The sequence below is a fragment of the Tissierella sp. genome (assembly GCF_032104385.1).
GTDB lineage: Bacteria > Bacillota > Clostridia > Tissierellales > Tissierellaceae > Tissierella.
The window spans coordinates 77,715-99,576 of the sequence record NZ_DAMCHJ010000009.1 but is presented as its reverse complement, the minus strand read 5'-3'; the positions used below and the strand labels follow the sequence as shown (position 1 = coordinate 99,576).

Sequence of the window (21,862 nt, the reverse complement as noted above, 5' to 3'; positions counted from 1 at the left end):
TGGCTTTGCTCCAAATGAAAAATATAGGAAAAAACTATTCCGGTAATCAAGTACTAAAAGATGTGTCTTTGACAATTGAAGAAGGAGAAATTCATGGACTAGTAGGTGAAAATGGAGCTGGTAAATCAACTTTAATGAATATATTATTCGGTATGCCAGTTATTCACTCTACTGGAGGATTTGAAGGAGAAATGCTCTTCGATGGCAAAGTATATAGTCCCAAGACTCCAACAGAAGCTATGGAAATGGGTATTGGTATGGTTCATCAAGAGTTTATGCTTATTCCGGGATTCACCATTACAGAGAATATAAAGTTAAACCGTGAAAACACTAAGCATACTTTACTATCTAAAATTTTAGGTTCTAAAATGGAAAAATTAGATACTCCTAAAATGAAAGAGGATGCTAAAAATGCTTTAAACAAATTAAATATGACAGTAGATGAATATCTCCCAGTAGCAGGGCTACCTGTTGGCTATATGCAATTTATTGAAATTGCTAGAGAAATAGATAAATCAAATCTAAAACTTTTAATATTAGATGAGCCAACTGCTGTACTTACTGAATCTGAGGCAGCTCAATTTTTAGATGTTATAAAAAATCTATCAAATATGGGAATAGCAATTCTATTTATTACCCATAGACTAGATGAAATAAAGCAAGTCACAGATTCTATAACCGTCCTAAGAGATGGTTCTTTAGTTAAGTCTGTAAAGACTTCTGAAACCAATATTATTGAAATGGCAAAACTTATGGTAGGAAGAGAAATTACTGCCACTATTTCAGAAAAAAAAGATATAAATTCCGATACCGAACCATATCTAGAATTAAAGGATTTGCATGTTAATATGCCAGGTGAAAAAGTAAAAGGTGTTAATCTTCAAATAAGGAAAGGTGAAATCTTAGGTCTTGGGGGTTTAGCTGGTCATGGAAAAATTGGTATCTCTAATGGAATAATGGGTCTTTATCCTACAAAGGGCAGTATATTAAAAGATGGTAAAGAAATGCCATTAAATGATCCAAGAGAAATGCTGAATAACTCCATTGCTTTCCTATCAGAGGATAGAAAAGGTGTAGGACTCTTATTAGATGAACCTATTGATTTCAATATTGCATTTACCAGTCTTGAAATTCAAGATAAATTTCTCAATAAGGTTGGCCCTTTGAAAATAGTTGATAGTAAAAAGATTAGATCTCATGCAGACAAAATGATAGAAGAATTAGATATTAGATGTACAGGCCCCAGTCAATATACTAGATTCTTATCTGGTGGAAATCAACAAAAGGTATGCATCGCCCGTGCTCTAACTCTAAATCCAGATATACTAATGGTATCAGAACCTACCCGTGGTATTGATATAGGTGCTAAAAAATTGGTTTTGGATACTTTAGTTAAATTAAATAAAGAACTTAATATGACTATAATAATTACCTCTAGTGAATTAGCTGAATTAAGACAAGTTTCAGATAGAATTGCCATCATTGCAGAAGGAAAAGTTCATGCTATACTTCCACCTGATGCATCAGACGAAGCTTTTGGTTTGGCCATGGCTGGAGAAGATATAGATAAGGTGGTGGGTTAAATGGATTTTAAGAAGATATATAAAAAAATAGGATTTCCTAGATTGATAATTTCGGCCTTTTTAATAGTCTTATTAATTGCAGCTGCTATGCTGGATATTCCACTATCAGGAATATGGAAAGATATATTTACAAGATTTGGTATGAATGCCATTTTGGTATTAGCTATGGTTCCTTCTATCCAATCTGGTATAGGAATTAATTTCAACTTACCTCTCGGAGTAATATTTGGACTTATTGGTGCTTTAATTAGTATTGAGCTTGGACTCACTGGATGGACTAGTTTTTTTGTAGCTTTAGCTATTGCAATTCCTTTAGCAGTTGTAGCAGGCTATCTTTATGGTCTAATGCTCAATAAAGTAAAAGGACAGGAAATGACTGTAGGTAACTATGTTGGTTACTCAATAGTATCCTTTATGTGTATATTTTGGCTTGTAGCTCCCTTTAGAAATCCAGAATTAACTTGGGCAATGGGAGGATCAGGACTTCGTGTTACACTTTCCTTAGAATCTTCAATGGCTGGTTTACTGGATAAATCTTTAAATCCAGAATGGCTGCCAGAATGGTTAAAAATTATTCCAATTGGATTGATACTATTCTTTGCCTTATTAGCTGGCATAGTTTGGATATTCTCTAAATCCAAAAGAGGTACTGCTATGAAAGTAGCTGGAAGTTCCGAAGCCTTTGCAACCTCCAATGGTGTAAATGTTGATAGACAAAGACTCTTAGGTATAGTCCTATCTACTGTTCTTGCCGCTATTGGCATTATAGTTTATAGTCAATCCTTTGGTTTTTTACAATTATATAATTCACCTCTTTACGTAGCACTTCCTGCTGCTGCTTCAATATTAATAGGTGGTGCAACTTTGCAAAAGGCAAAAATAATCCACGTAGTAATTGGTACTTTTTTATTCCAAGGATTACTTGTTGTTGCTCTTCCTGTAATCAATATTTTATCAGAAGGAAGTATGGCTGAAATAATAAGAATAATCATTAGTAATGGTATTATCTTATATGCACTAACTAGAAAGGCAGGTGACGCAGCATGATGGTTCCAATAGTATTTTTAGCAATATGCGTAGTTGGCTTCTTCTTATCCGGTTTGCCACTTAACTTTCTTTTTAATGAAATGATCTTTAGACTATCGAGAAACCTAATATTAGTAATGTCTCTTATAATCCCTGTTATAACTGGAATGGGACTAAACTTTGGTATAGTTCTAGGGGCTATGGCTGGACAAATAGGGCTTATATTTATAATTAACTATGGTATAGGAGGAATTGGAGGACTTTTAATTGCAATATTAGTTTCCACTCCTGTAGCTATATTCCTAGGTTATTTAGTTGGAAAAGTTTTAAACAAGGCCAAGGGAAAAGAAATGATAACTTCCATGATATTAGGATTCTTTGCCAATGGAATATATCAATTGATATTTATAGTATTAGCTGGTAAAGTTATACCCTTTAGTAATCCAAATATGTTAATGTCTACAGGTGTTGGTCTTAGAAATACAATTGACTTAAATATTGTAAGAAAATCCTTAGATAATTTAATCTTTAAAGACATAACATCTTACCCTATAGTTACACTAATTATGACTGCATTATTATTTGTAGCACTATATTTCTTCCTAAAAACAAAATTAGGTCAAGAGATGAGAGCAGTAGGGCAAAACATGCATATAGCCAGTGTTTCAGGTATCAATGTAGATAAAACTAGAATCATTGCCATAATAATTTCCACAGTATTAGCCGCTTGGGGACAAATAGTATATCTACAAAACATGGGTACATTAAATACGTTTAGCAACCATGAACAAGTAGGACTTTTTGCAGTAGCCTCTCTCTTAATAGGAGGAGCATCTGTAAATAAAGCTTCTTGGAAAGAAGCTTTAATCGGAACATTCCTATTCCACTTGTTATTTATCATATCACCATTGGCTGGTCAAAATCTAATGGGTAATGCTCAAATAGGTGAATACTTTAGAGTATTTATCGCTTACGGAGTTATAGGTCTTGCTCTTCTACTTCATGCTTGGGAACAAAATAAGGCTAAGACTCAGTTATCAGATATTTAAAAAAATTAAATTATTAATTGTTAATTAGCTATAAAAATCCTCTTTTAAAAGGAGGATTTTTATATTTATATTCACATTCTAATGGTCTTAATTTAGAACTAACAATTAATAATTCCTACACGATTATTTTTTTCTTGTGCATTTAATTCTATAATAGTATATAATATACTTTGGTAAAGAATTATTTGTAATATATCTTAGGAGGAATTATGCAGAGTTTTACTTATAAGCAAATACAAAAAATTGACAAAACTGCAACTAAAAAGTTGTTAAAATATATATCAGAGGAAATACAATATGAGAGCATATTAGACACATTAGAATTTTTTTATCCCGATTTTGGAGAACAGAAATATACAATAGCCTTTAATGTATGGATAAGTATAGATTTCATTGGAAGAAATGGAAAAACTTTTATTGAAAAATTTCTTGAAGAAAAATCAGATACATTAACGCCTCAAGAAAGAGAAATTCTAATACAAAGAAATAAATCTAATGTATCACTATTTGAAGTGATTAATACTCATAAAGAATTCATTGAAGTTCAAGATTTACTTCAAAATAAAATTTATAAACTATTAGAACCTGAGCTAGCTTCTAATATGTCCGTTGGGGACTTTGCTTTTGCTAGAATTGGAAACTTATTAGGTCATCATACTTTTATAGGAGATATTAGTCATCTGCCCTCATCTGTTAAGCCTATGTTTTTAGAAGAAGTATTCTTTGATTTTAACCATTTGAGATTAAAATTACCATCTCTTACTATTAAGGAATATTTAAAAAAATATAGTATAAATCTATATAAAATTTATACTAATTGTGTTCTTGAAGCAATTGAAATGGATGAAGATATTTTTTCAATATTTTATGATGAATTAGATGAATTTGAAGCATATCTTAAATTGAAACTACCTAAAATAGCTGTAAAAAAATATATATCAAACCTAATGGATTTCTTTGAATACTATCTTGCAGATGAAGATTTAACTTTATATGACCTTGATAAAATAGATTTCCATGCTTTTTTCAAAAATGCCATAGAAGATGGATTTATAATATCTCAAGATGACTTAAACTCTTATATAACCACCTTTAAAAATTACTTAGGATTTCTAAGTAATAGAGACTCAGAATATAAAGAAATATATAAAGAACTTTTAGATATAAGCAAGGCTAGATTTGATTTCATAAATCAATTGAAATTAGTCAAATCTCCCTTTGTAATAGATAGGGAATTATCTAATACTATAGCAAACTTTCTAAATGAGGACGCCATATCCCTTATAATGGATTATGATAAATTCATACTTTATGTACTGGATAGACCATTGGATTTAACAGAAAAAAATAAATATATAAAAAGAAAAAACCTTTTAGAAATAAACCAAATATTGGAACTCTCTAATTATGTAGCTAAAGTGTCACCTAATCAAAAAGATTTTCCTATTATTCATATGTTTTACAGACTCTCCCTTAATCTAGGGTTACTTTCAATTAGTGGTAATAGTCTATCTGTCACTAATAAAGGTAACAACTATTTAAGATTAAGAGATGAAGACAAATATACTCTGTTCTTCAAGTATATTTGGAGCAATGAATTTATGTCGGAGATCTGCAGTATAGAAAACTCAAAGATATTGGATAAGTCAAAAAAAGATTTATTGAAGCTGCTTTCATCTTTAAATGAAAATATAAATTATGAAATCACTGGTATATTGCCTAAATTCTCCAATAATCTTAAATTTTTCTTTGTATTATATATATATTTACAGTATCTAGGAATCATCAAATGTAATCTATATCCAAATTATGAGATAAAAGTAACCTCATTAGGAAAAATCATTCTAGAATTTATGGAATCAAGAAATAACGAAAAACATGAATGTAGTATAATAAATTTAGAATCATTTAGAAAAAGCAGATAAATTTATCTGCTTTTATTTTATGCTGTTAAAAAACTATCCTCATCTTTTATTAAATCTGCTACTTGAGATATAATATTTTGAAACTCCAATTCATCTAATTCTAAATTATCCAATGCCATAGGAGATAATCCATAAGATAGACCGTCAAGTCCAAGTCCTACTCCCATCATCATAGTAATAGCATCTGCAACATGAACTATGGAAACTAAAAGTGGATTTATAGTTGCCAATTCTGGACTATGATGATAACCAATTGCCTCTACTAGTTTCTTAGGAAGAAGCCATTTTTCTGCCACTTTTTCTCCCACCTCAGCATGTCCAAAACCCAATACTTCCTTTTCCGCTTCTAAGAAGGATATATTATTTTCTTCCATCTTTGATAATACCTCCATATATTCCCTCTCCATATGTTGGTTTAAAATTGTCTTCCCAATATCCCTAAGAAGTCCAGCAATATAAGCCTCTTCTGGATTAGGATATTTTATGGTTTTAGCAATAAATCTTGATATTATAGCACAAGTTTGAGATTGAGACCATAGTTCATTTTCTTCTAAGGAATATCCCTTTAACTCCTTTGTTAGATATGTCCTTACTGTAGAAGCAAGGGCTATGCCTTTTATTGCCTGAAATCCTAATAAAACAGTAGCCTGAGATACAGTAGAAATTTTCCTTGCATAACCATAATACGCAGAGTTAGCAAGTCGAAGAATTTTAGTAGTTAAAACCTGATCTTGTAATATTACCTTCTCTATATCATGTACTGTAGAATCTGGATCATCAGTTAATGCTATTATCTTATTTATAATTTCTGGTAAAACTTTTATATCTTCCACTTTATTGACTATATAATCTAAAGTAAGTTTCGACATATTAATCTCTCCAATCATAATTACCTTTTTATATAATTATACCCGAAATTACTCAAATACGACATAGTTATAAAGGCTCAAAAAGTCTTGCGACAGGATGCGACAAGTGCACAATTCTCCTGTGGTAATCCCAACTAAAACACAACTGTCCTAGTTACCAACGATTATCTACCTTTATCTCATTTAAAATAATTTTAATACCAGGATTTTTTATGCTATTATAAACTTTATCAAAATCTTCTTTTCTATCATTATAATCTTTCTCTCCTCTTAAAAGCCTATCTAAGTATTCTTTAAATATTAGATGTTCCTTGTGGTCTTTATCTAATTTATTTAATATTTCTATACCTTCTATGAGTTTTTCTTTACTCATAAATGTAAACTTAATATTTTCATCTTTAATCCTTTCCAGGATTCTTTCATATTTTTTAAGGTAAAGGTCTATATAAATAATATCTCGATTTACATAATCATAATCTATAAGGATAAAATCCTCTCTAGCTTTTTCATATTCCCCTATTGCCCTATAATATGCTCCTCTTTCTAAATAATAGTCATCAGTTCTATAATTTTCAGGAATCATATCAAGCAGTTCAGCTGCAACCTCCTTATTTTCCCTATAATCCTTTGAACCCATCTGCCTTAGTATCAGTAGCATCAAATCCACATCACCTGTTATATTGTAAATTCTCTCTCCATAATCAATGGCATTAGAAATATTTTTTGTACCCTTTCCCCAACCAAACATATTAAATTTGGATAAATATAATAGTGCTTCTATATTGTCTTTGTCTTCTAAAAGTAGATTTTCATAATATCCTACAGCCTTTTCGTATTCTTTCTTCACTATTAGCTTTTCTCCTGCTGTTAATTTTCCTTCTATCTTAATACTTGGAACATTTTCATAGCGGCTCGTCATGGGAACACTGCTGCTTAACATATTTCCATCTTTATCATAAGCACTGACTATAATAGGAATCCTTGTTTCCTCATGTATATAACCCATTATAGCCTCAGGGTTTACAATTTCATTATCATCCATGGAGTATCCTGTAGGAGAATTCTTCAGCATTTCTATATTAAATACTGCCTTATTTCCTTTTATCTTATCTTTTCTATTTTCATCTGTTATGGATACAGTCATACTAAAGTCATTATCAATTACAACTGCTCGAACCATATAATAATCCGCCTCATTTACCTCCTCCCATTTTACCTCAAATTTATTACCTTCTACTAATTCCTCTGGCTTTGGACTAATTATCTTCATAGGAGTTTTAAATTCAAAGTCAAATTCTATATTATCTGATACTTCAAGATTATATACATTTTTTGTCAAATATGCCTTATTAAAGAATATGGCAGTTCCTATTCCTATTCCTAAATCATATCTTCCTTCTTTTATTCCGATGGTTTCATAGTATCCATCTTTATCCGTTATGGCTATAAAATCTATTCCTCGGGAAGCATATCCTTGATTTGGATATTGCAAATATATTTCCACAAAGGGAATACCTACACCATCGGCAGTTACCCTTCCCTTTATCTTATTTTCTCCCTTATTAAAATCCAGATTCTCTAACCAGTTTTCCCTTCCATCTGGCACAGTACTACCAAAGAAACTAGTTCTATGTTGCCAACCAATTTCACTTGCCTTATTATAATATTCCAAGGACTTATTAAAATCTTCCTTAACAAATTCTATATGTCCCTTTAGAAAATAATATATATAATCTATGTCAGCATTTCCCAAAACAAAGGTACTTATCAGCTCTTCTGCCTTATTATACTCTCTATTGACAAAATAATTATATCCTTCATAAAGAATAGATATATCTTTTGTTTTCTTATAGTCTTCAAACCTTCCCCAGTCTATCCATTTTTTTAAATTATCACTATCTCCTAGATAAATATAAGAATCTAATATACCTTTATATGCTAAGGTATAATAATCACTCTTTGGATAATACCTTATTATCTTTTTATATTTATCTATAGTATTATTTATAGTAGTATAGTCTAAAGTTTTTTCTCCCAGATGCATACCCATCATTATATTATATCTACTGAATCCATTCATCGTACTTTGAGCACCCTTATATAATGCCTCATCTTTTCTAAGGGCAATGGGATACCTCAAATAATAATCATATAGTTTTTCTGCAATTTCCGGCTTGGAACTACTAAAGTAGTTAGCCAACTCTATATTAGCAAAAGGAACTATTCCAAAGATACAAAACACTACTACTAAAGATGATAAAATCAATGTCTTTACTTTTACCTTAATTTTCATGTCTTGGATTCACCCTCCTCTCATCTCTAATTATCATCTGAGATGAACCAATATCTACTATCCTTATATTTTCATTTCTTATCATCAAATTCTTTGGGACTCCTACCACAATAAATAATATTGCAAAACCTGCCACCATTGGTACAAGAGGCAATTCTATTTCTTTATTTAAAAAACCCCTTATTTTATCTCTTAGGGTTTTCTTTCTATGAATTAATATTCTATCCTTTAGTCCTTGAGTAAATTCCATATCTCTTGTTTCATCTTCCATTATTATCTTCAGTTCACTACCTAATCTGTCTTTATCCATTAAATTCTCCTCCTCTCTCAATGGCATTCCTTAGCAATATCCTTCCCCTACTTAATCTGCTTTTTATAGTTCCTTCCTTTTCTTCTAAAATTTCAGCTATTTCTTTGATTGATAGTTCTTCAAAATAAAATAATATTAGAATTTCCTTATATATATGATTTAGGCTAAATAATTCCCTCTTTAAAATTTCTCTATCAATAGAATCAAATACCTTCTTCTCTACTCTCTCATTGCCTTCCATTGTATCTTCATATATAATAAAATCTTTTCTAGATTTCAGCTTATCCTTGCATAAATTCAATGCTATTCTATAGAGCCAAGTATATATAGAACTATTCTCCATAAAAGAATTTATATGTTTAAATACTTTTAGGAAAGTATCTTGTACTATATCCTCAGCATCCTTTTCATCCTTGAGGATTAGGCAGCAAGTTTTTAATAGCCTATTTCCGTAGTTATCCAGAAGTTCTATATATGCTTCTTCATTCCCTTTTTTTAGTTTTCTTATAAGTTCTTTTTCTTCATCTCTAGCCACCTTAACCCTCCTTTACTATTTAGACTACAGTATTGTAAAAAGGTTGCGTGTATATATAAATAGTATATAATATATGTTGAATACATTAAAGAATTAATGGGGGGATGTAAGTGGAAAATTTAAAATTAGATGACTTTACAAAATACAAGTTTTTATCAGGTATCAGATTTTCACCAAATGGTAAAAATCTAGGCTTTATACTACATAGAATGGATGTAGCAGAAAATAAATATCTATCTAATATCTATATCTATAATGAAGAAAAGAAATCAGAGTTTAAATTGACATCCTTAGATGAAGAAAGCTCTTTTATATGGAAAAATAATAATACAATTCTTTTCCCTGCCATAAGAAATAAAAAAGATAAAGAAAGAAAAGATGAATTTACAACTTATTATGAAATCAATATAAATGGGGGAGAGGCTAATAAGGCCTTTGAAATCCCACTCAAAATAAATTCTCTTGAAATCCTAGATGAAGATAATCTTTTAATAACTGCAACCTTTGACCCTAATCTTCCAAATATTAAAAATTTATCTGGTGAAGAAAAGGAAAAAGCTATAAAAAATATGGAAGAAAATAAAGACTATGAAGTTTTAGACGAAATACCTTTTTGGTCAAATGGCATAGGATTTACAAATAAAAAAAGAAATAGACTTTATATCTATAATTTAAAGAGCAAAATCCTTAACCCTATTACAGATGAATTTACAGAAGTAGAAAGTGTCAGACTCAATAAAGATAAATCTAAAGTCCTTATAGTTGCCAGTTCATATATGGATAAAATGCAATTAAAATCTGATTTACATTTATATAATATTAAAGAAAACAAACTAGAAAAATTAACCCATGAAGATATTTTTAGTTACTTTTCTGCTGATTTTCTTGAAGATAAAATAATCTTTACAGGACATAATATGAAATCCTATGGAGTTAATGAAAATCCACATTTCTATCTAATGAATTTAGATGGTACCAATGCCAATAAAATATCTAATAATAGTTTTGATTATAGTATTTGGAATTCTGTTGGCTCTGACTGTAGATATGGCAGTTCTAAATCTATAATAGTAGATGGAGAGCATCTATACTTTATAACTACTGAATTAAATAACTCTTACATCAATAGAATAAATAAAAATGGAGACATAGAAAAACTAACTACAAATAATGGCTCCATAGATGGATTTGATGTATTAAATGGAAATATAAAATTTATAGGTCTTAGGGGACTTAGACTTCAAGAATTATATAGTTTAGAAGAAAATAAAGAAGTCCAGTTAACTAAATTTAATGAATGGGTAATAAATGAAAAAAAATTGTCTGCTCCTGAACATCTAAGATTTGAAGCGGATGGAGTGACTATTGATGGATGGATAATGAAGCCTGTAGATTTTGAAGAAAACAAAAAATATCCGGGAATATTAGATATCCATGGCGGTCCAAAAACCGTCTATGGTGAAGTATTTTATCATGAAATGCAATACTGGTCCAATGAAGGCTATGTAGTATTTTTCTGTAATCCAAGAGGTTCTGACGGAAATGGAAATGAATTTGCAGATATAAGAGGTAAATATGGTACTATAGACTATGATGATTTGATGAAATTCACAGACGTAGTCCTTGAAAAGTATCCTTTTATAGATAGAGAAAGAATTGGCGTTACTGGCGGTTCTTATGGTGGTTTTATGACTAACTGGATAATAGGTCACACCAAAAGATTTAAGGCTGCTGCATCTCAAAGGTCTATCTCTAACTGGATTTCTAAGTTTGGAACTACAGATATTGGATATTATTTTGTAGATGACCAACAAGCCGCTACACCTTGGTCTGATGTAGAAAAACTTTGGTTCCATTCTCCCATTAAATATGCGGATAAAGTAGTTACACCTACTTTATTTATTCATTCTGAGGAAGATTATCGTTGTTGGCTACCTGAAGGTATTCAAATGTTTACATCTTTAAAATATCATGGTGTAGACTCTAGACTAATTATGTTTAGGGGAGAAAATCATGAACTTAGTCGCTCAGGAAAACCAAAACACAGAATTAGAAGATTAGAAGAAATAACCAATTGGTTTAATAAATATTTAAAATCCCCTATCCAACATTAAAAAATAACTTCAGTTTTTGGTGCCTGGCACCAAAAACTGAAGTTATTATTATTTATTCCCTATATCCTAAACTTACTAATAAGAGCCTGAAGCTCTTCTGCGATACGTGCTAATCCTTGGCTAGCGTTTGAGACTTCTTCAATAGCTGCCGCTTGCTCCTCCATAGATGCTGAAGCTTCCTCTGTTCCTGCTGCATTTTCCTCAGCAATAGATGATAGATTTTGCATTAAATCTACTAAAGTATCTTTGTTTTCCTGCATAGTTTCTACTGATTGTGTAATCTTATCAATTACATCTCCAGAAATTTCTATAGAAGATGCTATCATTCGGAATTTTTCTTCTGTCTGTTTAACACTTGTTGATTGGGATTCTGTTATCTTTTTTGCTTCTTCTATACTATCTACCGCATTCTGGGATCTTATCTTTAGTTCTTGAATAACCTCTTTAATTTCGTTTGTAAAATTATTAGACTGTTCTGCAAGTTTTCTAATTTCTTCTGCTACAACTGCAAATCCTCTACCATGCTCCCCTGCCCTAGCAGCTTCAATTGCTGCATTAAGTGCCAATAAATTAGTCTGTTCCGCTATACTTTGAATCATTGTGCTAGCACTTTCTATCTTTTCTGCACTTTCATTATTTCCTAATATAATATTATAAATATCTTCAGTTGTCTCATTGGTTCTTTTGGTTTTTTCTATTAACTCTTTTAGTATAAAAAAACCTTCATCTTTTTCTTTATTGATTTCTTCTGCTGCTGCATTTAATTCTACAGTATACTTCTCATTTTGTTCCAATAATCTTCCTAATACTTCTACATTAGATGCAGAAGTTTCTGTTTCTTGGGCTTGCTCTCCTGCTCCTCTTGCAATTTCTTCAATAGTTCTTGCCACTTCCTCCGAAGCAGTTCCTGTTTCTTGAGCTGTTGCAGTTAGTTCCTCAGCTGTTGCTGATACTGTCTGCGATGCTTGAGTAATATTGGATAAAAGCTCTACTATATTCTGCTGCATTATATTCAATGCCTCGGTAGCAGTTCCAATCTCATCTTTTCGCATTGAATATTTATTTACATTATTGTTTTCATCAAATGAAAAATCATATTTCGATAATCTTTCTAAAGTTATTGTAACGTCACTAATGGGCTTTGAAATAGTCCCGCTAACAAAGTAAGTAATAATAGCACCTATAAATATTCCAATTAATGATAGCAAAGCTAACTGTTTTTTCATAGTATTTACTTCACTTAATATCTCATCAGCTTTAATACCTATTACCATTATCCATGGAGTGCCTTCAATAGGTGCAAAACCTACTATCTTTTCCACTCCCGTAAAAGTTTTATATTCTCCGCTACCTATTTCCCTCATTAGCATCTTATTTTCTGTAAGTTCTGCTAATTCCTTATTTTCATCACCGTGTTCTATAAAGTTAAATTGTTCAATAACCAAGTCTATATCTTCATCTGCTACAACTGTTCCTTCTCCATTAATTATATAGCCACCCCCTGTTTCCAAATATTTAATTTCATCTGTGGCTTTACTTAATCCAAGAGCATCCATTACTCCAACCAATACACCAGTTTGTTCACCTTCTAAATAAATTGGCGATGCAAATACAATAACGGGCTGACCCGTATCCTTACTCATAATTACGTCTGATACGACACTCTCACCTTTCATTGCTCTTGTAAAATAATCTCTGTCACTAATACTGGATTTTGTGCCTTTACTATTCAATTCACTACTATTTCCATCTCTATCTGCAAAGACAAAACTAATATAACCTGTTCTCTCCGCTTCCTTTTCCCAAAATGAAATTCTCCTCTCTAAGGGGATTTCTTCATCGAATATTATTGGATTCTGTGCAAGTCCTTGAATATATTCAATTTCTTCATCCATCTTTACTTGTATGTACTTTGCATTTACCTCTGCTATACTTCTTAAACTATAATGAGCATTTTCTACTAAATTATTGCCCATTGTTTTGATTGATATAAAACCTAGCACTACTGTTAGTATAAATATAATTGATGTAAATATAAGTACTAATCTTGATTTTATTGATTTCATCCTATTGCCTCCTATTCTGTAATTTAAACTAAAATTTTGATTTAATGGTTGTCTTTTCATGTTATTAAATCAAGATGAATCTGTATAAAACCTCACTGTAATAATATCGACAAATTTCTACTTTACTTTATACAATAATCTCCAATAATATATTCTCTCCTATTTATTCTTGCTTTCGCCAATTGTTGTTTAAATATGTATTTATATGGTAAAATAGTAATACATATAATCAGGAGGTGCCTATCTTGTTAAATTGGCTAGATAGATATGATAATAGATATGCAAGATTTTTAAAGGAGCTTTTATTTCGAATGAAAGATGACAGTGTAACTGCAATAGGCGCACAGTTATCATATTTTTTGGTATTATCTGCTTTTCCATTTCTTATTTTTTTCCTAAATATATTAAGCTATACACCTATTGCTAGGGAGGATGTATTACATAGCATAATAGTATTATTGCCTTTAGACACCCAAAGATTAATTTCTACTTTGCTAATTGAAACAATAGTCACCAGTAATGAAACTTTACTTTCTTTAAGTGCTATAACTGGTATCTGGGCTGCATCAAAAGGCATCATGGCACTTATTCGAGTTCTGAATAAGGCCTATGATGTAGAAGAAACTAGGTCTTATCTTGAATTAAGAGGGATAGCCATATTATTTACCATAGCATTATTAGCTTTACTTGTTATGGTGCTTCTTACTTTAGTTTTTGGTGAAGTTTTAGGCAATAGACTATTTGATTTCCTTGGTATTACCAAAACATTTATCTCCTTTTGGAAATATTTTAGGGTTATTATATCTCTATGTTCTATGATTTTTATATTTACTTTATTATATAGATTTGTCCCTTCTATTAAAAATAGTAATAAAATTAGTCTTAAACATTCATTGCCTGGTGCCATATTTACATCTCTAGGATGGATAATTACATCAACTATATTTTCCTATTATGTAAATAATTTTGGCAACTATGGAAAAACCTATGGCAGTCTAGGAGGTATAATAGTCCTACTAATATGGCTTTATATAAGTAGCATAATTATAATTATGGGCGGAGAAATAAATGCCACATTAAAATTTTTAGATAGTTAATAAAAAAACTGTTAAATCTATTTCTTTGGGTATATATTCATATATAGTTTAATAAATTGCTGTGTACAAAAACGAAAAAACTCTAGGGGTGATTCTTTTGAATAAAAAAAGAGTAGTTATAGTTGATGATTCTTCTTTTTCAGTTGTACTTATTAGAGATATTCTTGAAAAAAATGGATTTGAAGTAGTTGGACAAGCTGGTTCCCTGGAAGAAGTAATTTCAGTAATATCGGAAACAAGACCAGATATAGTCACCATGGATGTAACTATGCCTGGTACTGATGGATTTGAATGCACAAATGAAGTATATAAAATTGATAATAATATTAAAGTTATAATGATAAGTGCTATGATGGATGATGAAATATTAAACAAAGCAAAAGAACATAAGATTAATGCCTATGTTCAAAAACCAATTGATGAAGACAAACTTATTCTAGCTATTAAAAGAGTTATAAATGATGAAAATGATTTTAAACTTTTTCAAAATTCATACTTACCTGTATTTAAAGAAACCTTTGCAGATGCTTTAACCAAAATGACCAAAACAATTCCTGCTTTTGAGGAAGAATTCCTTTCCAACGATCTGCTACAATCAAAAGGGGTATCCATAGTCATTGGCATCATTGGCAAGTACTCTGGTAGAATGATATTAGATATGTCTATTGAAACAGCCACTGCTTTATCTACCAAGGCTCTAAAGAGAAATATTTCTAATTCAAAAGAGGTTATAGCTACTATAGGAGAATTTACAAACATTGTATCTGGTAATGCCTGCTCTATATTGAATAGGCAAGATAAATTATTGAGTCTACGAGTTTCTCCCCCTTCTGTTTTTTATGGTGATAATTTAAATATATCTTCTGCAAAATTTAAAACCTCCTTATTGAAAATTTCTACTGATTTTGGAATCATATTGTTAAATGTAGGTTTTAGCAATGGTGGTGATGTACAATGGATGTAAAATACGTAAACCCTTTTCTATCATCATTTAAAAACGTAATGCCTCAAATAGGATTTGAAAAAGTTGAAAGAGGAAAAGTAAGCATCAAAGAAAAAGATTTAATTACTAGTGGCGTACTAACAATCGTAGGAATTGTAGGAGATTTAAAAGGAAATATTCTTTATTCATTGGATACAAATAGTGCAAATCAAATTGCTTCTAAGATGATGATGGGTATGGAAATAGATGAATTTAATGAAATGGCACAAAGTGCATTATCTGAACTGTCTAATATGCTTACAGCCAACGCCAGCATTGAATTTTCTAATATGAATATTAATATGAATATTTCAACTCCAACTCTTATGTATGGAGAAAATATTAGAACAGCCTTCAACACGCCTAAAGTTTTATGCGTAGAGATTTTAGTAGATAATATACCAATAGAAGTAATTATATCAATCAATTAAGATTAAGGGGGATAAATCCCCCTTTCACTTGATATCTTTTAAACCACCCTCTCAATATCTTCTGTAGCTCATTTATTAATTCATTTGCATCCTTTCTTATTTACTATCCTTGATATAATGATCAATAAAATCCTCTATTGAGACAATTCCTACAACAACATCATTATCTAAGACCGGTAAAGCTATAATATCATGGTTTCTCAATCGCTTAGCTACTTCTAATATATCTTCTTCTACATCGGCTTTTATAACTTTTTTAATCATTACCCATTCTACAGGGCAACTTTCATAATGTCCTGGTTCCATTAAAAAACGATAAATATCTGCCTTAACTATTATTCCCATTAGATGATTTCCTTCATCAACAATAGGCGCGCCATTTACATTTTCATTTTTCATGATTTCTAATACCCTACTAACAGTATCACTAGGTTTAACTGATATTACTGGTGATTTCATTATTTCTCTAACTTTCATAATCTTATTCTCCTTTCAAAGTTTATTATTTAATATTTACCCATTTATTTTATTATTCTTCCTCCATGTACTACTTTATAAGGGATAATATCTATACCTGCAATCCTTTTATCCAATATAAAAATCATTGGATAATTAATTTTTCCCAGAATATGCCGATAAATATAATAGAGGTGATGATGATGAAAATTGAAAATACACAACCAACTAAACCTATAGTTCAATCTGAAAAAGTAAAGCCTGTGAAAAAAATCCAGGTAAAATCTGAAGTAAAAGAAACTCCAGCAGCAATTTATGAAAAGACAGAAAATAAGACATCTCATGTTTATGATAAAAATACAATTACTAAATTAAAAAGAGATAGCCAAGAGGCTCATGCTCAATTAATCCGATTAGTACAAGAAATGCTCAGACGTCAAGGAAAGACCATTGACCTACTAGGTGAAGATGATATTGTAGAAGTAGACGAGACTGCAAGATTAGAAGCACAAGAGTTAATTGGACCTAATGGCCCTCTTGGTGCAGAAGCAGTAAGCCAAAGATTAGTAGATTTTGCAATAGCATTATCAGGTGGAGATAAATCAAAAGCAGAAACCCTTAGATCTGCCATAGAACAAGGCTTTAAGGAAGCAGAGAAAGTTTTAGGAGAACTACCTGAAATATCAAAGGAAACCTATAAATTAACTATGGAGAAATTTGACGCTTGGGTAAATGAAGAGTAATAGTATATAATAAAGGGACAGGTTTTCCGTTTCATAATTTCAACGGAAAACCTGTCCCTTTATTTCAATTTTTATAAAATACATTATATCCTTTATATGTCATATATACATCTGCTTTGCTTGCGATTTCATAGGGAGCGTGTACACTTAGTAGAGGTACTCCACAATCTACTACTTCCATTCCATATTTTGCAAGGATATAGGCAATAGTTCCTCCGCCGCCTTGGTCAACCTTACCTAACTCTCCCATTTGCCATACTATATTATTATCATTGAATATCTTTCTAATTTTACCTAGATATTCAGAGTTAGCATCATTACTTCCACCTTTTCCCCTAACACCAGTATATTTTACTAATGTTATTCCATTACCTATGAAAGGTGAATTCTTTTTATCTAAAACTTCAGGATAGTTAGGATCAAATCCAGCCAATGTATCAGCTGAAAGCACACAAGAACTTGCCAATGCTCTTTTTACCATAAGCTCGGAATACTTTTCTTCTGTAAGATCTATTAATTCTGAAACCATATTTTCAAAGAACATTGATTCCATACTTGTATTTCCTACACTTCCTATTTCTTCCTTATCTACAAATAAAGAGACTGCTGTTTTATTTGGAGCTTCTATATCTAATATTGCTTTTAGGGAAGTAAATACACAGACTCTATCGTCTTGTCCATATCCTCCAACCATTGATCTATCTATACCTACATCTCTTGATTTACCTGCAGGAACTATTTCAAATTCTGCAGTAGTAAAATCCTCTTCTATTATTCCATATTTTTCATTTAGTATATTTAATACATTTAATTTAACTCTTTCGCTTAATTCTCCATCTTTATATGGAATACTCCCTATTAAAACATTTAATCCTTCTCCCGTAATTCCTTCATCCATTTTCTTTGTCATTTGATCTTTTGCTAAATGTGGAAGTAAATCAGTTATAAAAAATACTGGATCATTTTCATCTTCCCCTATAACAATATTAATTTTTTCTCCATCTGATTTTACTACAACTCCATGTAAAGCTAGTGGTAATGTTACCCATTGATATTTTTTAATTCCACCATAGTAGTGAGTTTTAAGTAGTGCAAAATCCGATTCTTCATAAAGTGGGAATTGCTTTAAATCTATTCTTGGAGCATCTAAATGAGAACCAATTATATTCATGCCTTTTTCAAGCTTTTCTTTTCCTAACACAAATAATGCAACAGCTTTATCTTTATTATTTGCATAGATCTTCATTCCTGGAGTTGGTTTGATACCTTTTTCTCTTATTTCATCAATTGATATATATCCCTTTTCTCTTGCTACTCTTATGATTTCCATTGCCCCTTCTCTTTCAGTCTTACTTTTATCCAAAAAGGTTTTATATTCTTCATTTATAGCAAAAGCCTTTTCTTTTTCAATTTTATCTAGGGTATCCCATACATTTCTCCATTTGTGAGTTAGTCTTTCCTGTAACTTTTTTCCTTCTGATTTATTAGTCATTTTAATCCTCCCATTATTTATATTTTAAAATAATTTTAACCTTAATATTGGGCATCTCTATTCCTTAACTTTATTCTATATCTCTACTTATATGGAATTTACTCTTTGTACCTACTATTTTATCAACAGCTTCGGAAAGCTTTTCATTATCTATTTTCTTCAGTTTATTTTCTACATAAGAAACATAACCTTCTTCTACTAGACAATTGATACTTTTTAACGTCACTCCTGTTTCTGTTATAATATCTAAAATAGTAGCATCAGGATGTCTCCTAACATAATCTATTATTAAGTCATGCTCTTTTTCAGTTTTTTCAAGACAATCTTCACAATAAGATTTCCCATTTTTCTTAAACATTTTACTACATCTCTTACATATTTCATATGCCATAAAAACACCTCAGATAAATTATACCATATAATGAAAAACAAGGATACTGACTTATTGAATTACTTTTATTAGACTAAAATATACTTTTATTAAAAAGAAATAAAACAAGAGGACATTTCTCTCCTCTTGTTTTATTTCTTTTTTGTTAATTTAATAGTCTAATCTGCACCTGAAATTACTTTATACTGTGCTGCAAGATTACCCCTATTTATATATGTAAGGTATCAACTTTATCCTTTGAAGAACAAAAACAAGCTTTTTTCCCTATCTTTTCTCCCATTTTTACTACAGTTTCCATTTCATTTTTAGAGTTCTCTAAAATATCTTCATCCATGATAATTCTTCCTTGCTCCACACAAACAACAATTGTTGAACCTCCAAATTCAAATCTGCCTTTCTCTTGACCACGATTAACTTTAGATCGTTCATGGTAATTAACAATTTTTCCAACAAGCAATGCTCCTACTTCCATAATAAGTAAATCACCAAAATTGTTACTCTTTAAAATAGAAAATTCTCGAGTATTTTCTTTATAAATGGGAAATATTTCATTAGCAATAGGATTTACTGTATGAAATATACCTGCAATATGATGATTTTCACTCTTGATTCCATCATCTATATAGCAAAATCTATGATAATCATCTACTGTTAACCGAAACAATAGAAGCAAACCACCTTCATATCTGTCAGCAAGTTTCTTATTTCTTAATAAGCTTTCAATTGTGTAAGAAGTATTTTTGATAACAAAACAACTATTTTTATCAATATTATATACGCTGAGTTTACCATCACAGGGTGATATCAAATGCTCCGACCTTTGATCAATCTTTCTCATATCTGCCTTTATTTTTCTGATAAAAAAATCATTGTATGAGGAATATTTCTCCACCTCATAATCTGACATATTAATCTTGTTTTTTTTGATAAATGGTTTAATCAATACTTTGGAAATTGGATGATTAAGTACCTTTCCCATCGCTATTGAAAATTTTGGTTTAATAAGCTGTACTAAAATTATTCTTCCCATTTTGCTGCCATACAAAAATTTTAATATTTTATCTTGGGATTTATTTTGTTTTATTATTATACCATTGCGATCTACGCATTTCATCAGTTCTACCTCTACTTTAATATTTGCTCTATTAGGGGCTCTTCCTTAATAAATCTATTTTTTATATGATATTCCGAAAAAAGAAGTATATCAATTACGGCACAGGCAACTATTATAACTATTAAAGCAAGTTGTTTGTTCGTTGGCTTTTTAAGTTTAAAATTTGTAATAAACAAAGTTCCAACTATGCAAAGAGTCGCCATTAAAACATATTTGATTGTTCCTTGAGGCATTAAAAAGTCAAGAAGAAATACCATAGGCAATATTATTGAAATTGATGTAACAGGAAGACCAAAATAAAACTTATTAGCTCCTTCTTCCTGCTGTTGTCGATTGGTTTCAAGAACATTAAAAAAACCCAATCTAATAACGGCAGCAACACAATAATAAGCGATGATAATTCCACCTAAAACGCCTCGGACACCAAGCACATAGCTTATCATCCCTGGAAAAACGCCAAAACACACAACATCACTTAATGAATCAATTTGAATTCCAAATAATTTCTGATCAGAGGTTCGATCTTTTTTAGTTCTAGCAACTTTCCCATCAAACATATCGCATAGTCCTGATATGGCAAGACATAATATAGCAGTTCTAAATCTGCCATCAATAACCTGGGTCATTCCAAAAACAGAACTCATCAAACCTATATATGTTAATATAACCGTATAATCATAAAACCCTATCATTTCATCTCTTCTTTCATAATCCATAAGATAACCACCTCAAAATAAACAAGGTAATTATCTTATTATAATTTTAAAAATCAATTATTAAACAATATCTTATTATGATACCATCTTGTCCTAACTTTTTCAAGTATTTATTGAAATGATGATAGTGAGTTATTAGATAGGCAAATTTGTCGAATATTTTTCTTTCTTTAATTTATCTATGTTTAAATATCTTTAGTCTCTTACTAACTAAGATATCTTTAAATTGTTGCTATTATACTATTAAAATCTTTCATTATATTTTTGATTTTTTCTTCTCCTATTTCCAATATACTTTTTCCCATTTCCAAATAATATTTATTAAGAAATTCATCTATCCTTTCCTTAAAACTTCCATCTACCTTATTATAAAAGTTACCTAGTACAATAGCTATGGCAATAAAGGGATTTTTTTCTATAAAATTAGCATCTGCTATACCACCAAGCTCGTATTTTTTACAGTTAAATATAGCCCTTACTGTTACTTCTATTTGAAAAGCATAGTCATAAGGTTTAAACATAGAATCACTCTCCAATTCCTTCTTTATTTTTAATTATCTTCTTTTCTTACTTATATTCCTATATTTATTATTTATCCTTTTCCTGCTTTTTATATCTAATATATAGTTTATTATCTTGAAGTTCTTTATAATTAAATGAATTTAAATCA

At 30.4% G+C, this 21,862-nt stretch carries 20 protein-coding genes; 9 read left to right on the top strand and 11 right to left on the bottom strand.

Annotated elements, in window-relative coordinates:
- The first annotated feature begins 14 nt into the window (after positions 1 to 14).
- From RT714_RS10430 to RT714_RS10415, 4 genes are all read left to right on the top strand, one after another.
- Positions 15 to 1,583 (top strand): sugar ABC transporter ATP-binding protein, encoded by a 1,569-nt coding sequence (locus RT714_RS10430; RefSeq protein ID WP_313757509.1) that lies wholly within the window; start codon positions 15 to 17, stop codon positions 1,581 to 1,583.
- Positions 1,584 to 2,630, top strand: a complete 1,047-nt coding sequence (locus RT714_RS10425) for an ABC transporter permease subunit (RefSeq protein WP_313757508.1) — start codon at positions 1,584 to 1,586, stop codon at positions 2,628 to 2,630.
- Entirely contained in the window at positions 2,630 to 3,658 is a 1,029-nt protein-coding gene (locus RT714_RS10420) for an ABC transporter permease subunit (RefSeq protein WP_313757507.1), read from the top strand. Before RT714_RS10425 ends, RT714_RS10420 begins: the two co-directional genes overlap by 1 nt.
- Before the next feature lie 209 nt (positions 3,659 to 3,867).
- Positions 3,868 to 5,583 (top strand): hypothetical protein, encoded by a 1,716-nt coding sequence (locus RT714_RS10415; RefSeq protein ID WP_313757506.1) that lies wholly within the window; start codon positions 3,868 to 3,870, stop codon positions 5,581 to 5,583.
- Between the two features lie 17 nt (positions 5,584 to 5,600).
- On the opposite strand, the gene RT714_RS10410 is transcribed toward RT714_RS10415, so the two are convergent.
- The 4 genes from RT714_RS10410 to RT714_RS10395 form a co-directional block, all read right to left on the bottom strand.
- Entirely contained in the window at positions 5,601 to 6,452 is an 852-nt protein-coding gene (locus tag RT714_RS10410; protein WP_313757505.1) for an HDOD domain-containing protein, read from the bottom strand.
- Positions 6,453 to 6,606: 154 nt separating this feature from the next.
- The gene (locus tag RT714_RS10405; RefSeq protein WP_313757504.1) at positions 6,607 to 8,745 is read right to left on the bottom strand and encodes a carboxypeptidase-like regulatory domain-containing protein; all 2,139 of its coding nucleotides are present in this window, start codon (positions 8,743 to 8,745) and stop codon (positions 6,607 to 6,609) included.
- Entirely contained in the window at positions 8,735 to 9,055 is a 321-nt protein-coding gene (locus RT714_RS10400) for a hypothetical protein (protein WP_313757503.1), read from the bottom strand. The genes RT714_RS10405 and RT714_RS10400 overlap by 11 nt, the downstream gene beginning before the upstream one ends.
- Positions 9,048 to 9,590 (bottom strand): sigma-70 family RNA polymerase sigma factor, encoded by a 543-nt coding sequence (locus RT714_RS10395; protein WP_313757502.1) that lies wholly within the window; start codon positions 9,588 to 9,590, stop codon positions 9,048 to 9,050. Before RT714_RS10395 ends, RT714_RS10400 begins: the two co-directional genes overlap by 8 nt.
- Positions 9,591 to 9,700: 110 nt before the next feature.
- Here RT714_RS10395 and RT714_RS10390 point away from each other — a divergent pair, with 110 nt between their 5' ends.
- Positions 9,701 to 11,704, top strand: a complete 2,004-nt coding sequence (locus tag RT714_RS10390) for a S9 family peptidase (protein ID WP_313757501.1) — start codon at positions 9,701 to 9,703, stop codon at positions 11,702 to 11,704.
- 59 nt (positions 11,705 to 11,763) lie between these two features.
- Here the strand turns inward: RT714_RS10390 and RT714_RS10385 are convergent, their stop codons facing one another.
- Entirely contained in the window at positions 11,764 to 13,770 is a 2,007-nt protein-coding gene (locus RT714_RS10385) for a methyl-accepting chemotaxis protein (protein ID WP_313757500.1), read from the bottom strand.
- A gap of 245 nt (positions 13,771 to 14,015) precedes the next feature.
- Between RT714_RS10385 and RT714_RS10380 the strand changes: the two genes are divergently transcribed.
- From RT714_RS10380 to RT714_RS10370, 3 genes are all read left to right on the top strand, one after another.
- Positions 14,016 to 14,867 (top strand): YihY/virulence factor BrkB family protein, encoded by an 852-nt coding sequence (locus RT714_RS10380; protein ID WP_313757499.1) that lies wholly within the window; start codon positions 14,016 to 14,018, stop codon positions 14,865 to 14,867.
- Positions 14,868 to 14,964: 97 nt separating this feature from the next.
- The gene (locus RT714_RS10375) at positions 14,965 to 15,831 is read left to right on the top strand and encodes a response regulator (protein ID WP_313757498.1); all 867 of its coding nucleotides are present in this window, start codon (positions 14,965 to 14,967) and stop codon (positions 15,829 to 15,831) included.
- Positions 15,822 to 16,280 (top strand): chemotaxis protein CheX, encoded by a 459-nt coding sequence (locus RT714_RS10370; RefSeq protein ID WP_313757497.1) that lies wholly within the window; start codon positions 15,822 to 15,824, stop codon positions 16,278 to 16,280. Before RT714_RS10375 ends, RT714_RS10370 begins: the two co-directional genes overlap by 10 nt.
- 96 nt (positions 16,281 to 16,376) lie before the next feature.
- Here the strand turns inward: RT714_RS10370 and RT714_RS10365 are convergent, their stop codons facing one another.
- Positions 16,377 to 16,757, bottom strand: a complete 381-nt coding sequence (locus RT714_RS10365) for a CBS domain-containing protein (protein ID WP_313757496.1) — start codon at positions 16,755 to 16,757, stop codon at positions 16,377 to 16,379.
- A 182-nt stretch (positions 16,758 to 16,939) separates the two neighbouring features.
- Between RT714_RS10365 and RT714_RS10360 the strand changes: the two genes are divergently transcribed.
- Positions 16,940 to 17,479, top strand: coding sequence for a hypothetical protein (locus tag RT714_RS10360; RefSeq protein WP_313757495.1), 540 nt, complete (start codon positions 16,940 to 16,942; stop codon positions 17,477 to 17,479).
- Positions 17,480 to 17,543: 64 nt separating this feature from the next.
- Here RT714_RS10360 and RT714_RS10355 read toward each other — a convergent pair whose 3' ends face one another.
- The 5 genes from RT714_RS10355 to RT714_RS10335 form a co-directional block, all read right to left on the bottom strand.
- Positions 17,544 to 18,971 (bottom strand): aminopeptidase, encoded by a 1,428-nt coding sequence (locus RT714_RS10355; RefSeq protein WP_313757494.1) that lies wholly within the window; start codon positions 18,969 to 18,971, stop codon positions 17,544 to 17,546.
- A gap of 70 nt (positions 18,972 to 19,041) precedes the next feature.
- On the bottom strand, positions 19,042 to 19,362 hold the full coding sequence (locus RT714_RS10350; protein WP_313757493.1) for a hypothetical protein: 321 nt from the start codon (positions 19,360 to 19,362) through the stop codon (positions 19,042 to 19,044).
- 208 nt (positions 19,363 to 19,570) lie between these two features.
- Positions 19,571 to 20,476: a phosphatidylserine decarboxylase gene (locus tag RT714_RS10345; RefSeq protein ID WP_313757492.1), complete on the bottom strand. Its 906-nt coding sequence runs from the start codon at positions 20,474 to 20,476 to the stop codon at positions 19,571 to 19,573.
- Positions 20,477 to 20,487: 11 nt separating this feature from the next.
- Positions 20,488 to 21,192 carry a CDP-alcohol phosphatidyltransferase family protein gene (locus tag RT714_RS10340; protein WP_313757491.1) on the bottom strand — a complete coding sequence of 235 codons (705 nt, stop codon included), beginning with the start codon at positions 21,190 to 21,192 and terminating at the stop codon, positions 20,488 to 20,490.
- Positions 21,193 to 21,413: 221 nt separating this feature from the next.
- Entirely contained in the window at positions 21,414 to 21,713 is a 300-nt protein-coding gene (locus RT714_RS10335; protein WP_313757490.1) for a hypothetical protein, read from the bottom strand.
- Positions 21,714 to 21,862: the final 149 nt, after the last annotated feature.

Bases quoted from the DNA above. Each gene is read 5' to 3' on its own strand.
- RT714_RS10370 (WP_313757497.1), top strand. From the start codon at position 15,822: ATGGATGTAAAATACGTAAACCCTTTTCTATCATCATTTAAAAACGTA.
- RT714_RS10400 (WP_313757503.1), bottom strand. From the start codon at position 9,055: ATGGATAAAGACAGATTAGGTAGTGAACTGAAGATAATAATGGAAGAT.
- RT714_RS10425 (WP_313757508.1), top strand. From the start codon at position 1,584: ATGGATTTTAAGAAGATATATAAAAAAATAGGATTTCCTAGATTGATA.
- RT714_RS10335 (WP_313757490.1), bottom strand. From the start codon at position 21,713: ATGTTTAAACCTTATGACTATGCTTTTCAAATAGAAGTAACAGTAAGG.
- RT714_RS10415 (WP_313757506.1), top strand. From the start codon at position 3,868: ATGCAGAGTTTTACTTATAAGCAAATACAAAAAATTGACAAAACTGCA.
- RT714_RS10365 (WP_313757496.1), bottom strand. From the start codon at position 16,757: ATGAAAGTTAGAGAAATAATGAAATCACCAGTAATATCAGTTAAACCT.
- RT714_RS10345 (WP_313757492.1), bottom strand. From the start codon at position 20,476: ATGAAATGCGTAGATCGCAATGGTATAATAATAAAACAAAATAAATCC.
- RT714_RS10340 (WP_313757491.1), bottom strand. From the start codon at position 21,192: ATGGATTATGAAAGAAGAGATGAAATGATAGGGTTTTATGATTATACG.
- RT714_RS10410 (WP_313757505.1), bottom strand. From the start codon at position 6,452: ATGTCGAAACTTACTTTAGATTATATAGTCAATAAAGTGGAAGATATA.
- RT714_RS10360 (WP_313757495.1), top strand. From the start codon at position 16,940: ATGAAAATTGAAAATACACAACCAACTAAACCTATAGTTCAATCTGAA.
- RT714_RS10355 (WP_313757494.1), bottom strand. From the start codon at position 18,971: ATGACTAATAAATCAGAAGGAAAAAAGTTACAGGAAAGACTAACTCAC.
- RT714_RS10420 (WP_313757507.1), top strand. From the start codon at position 2,630: ATGGTTCCAATAGTATTTTTAGCAATATGCGTAGTTGGCTTCTTCTTA.
- RT714_RS10405 (WP_313757504.1), bottom strand. From the start codon at position 8,745: ATGAAAATTAAGGTAAAAGTAAAGACATTGATTTTATCATCTTTAGTA.
- RT714_RS10350 (WP_313757493.1), bottom strand. From the start codon at position 19,362: ATGGCATATGAAATATGTAAGAGATGTAGTAAAATGTTTAAGAAAAAT.
- RT714_RS10385 (WP_313757500.1), bottom strand. From the start codon at position 13,770: ATGAAATCAATAAAATCAAGATTAGTACTTATATTTACATCAATTATA.
- RT714_RS10430 (WP_313757509.1), top strand. From the start codon at position 15: ATGAAAAATATAGGAAAAAACTATTCCGGTAATCAAGTACTAAAAGAT.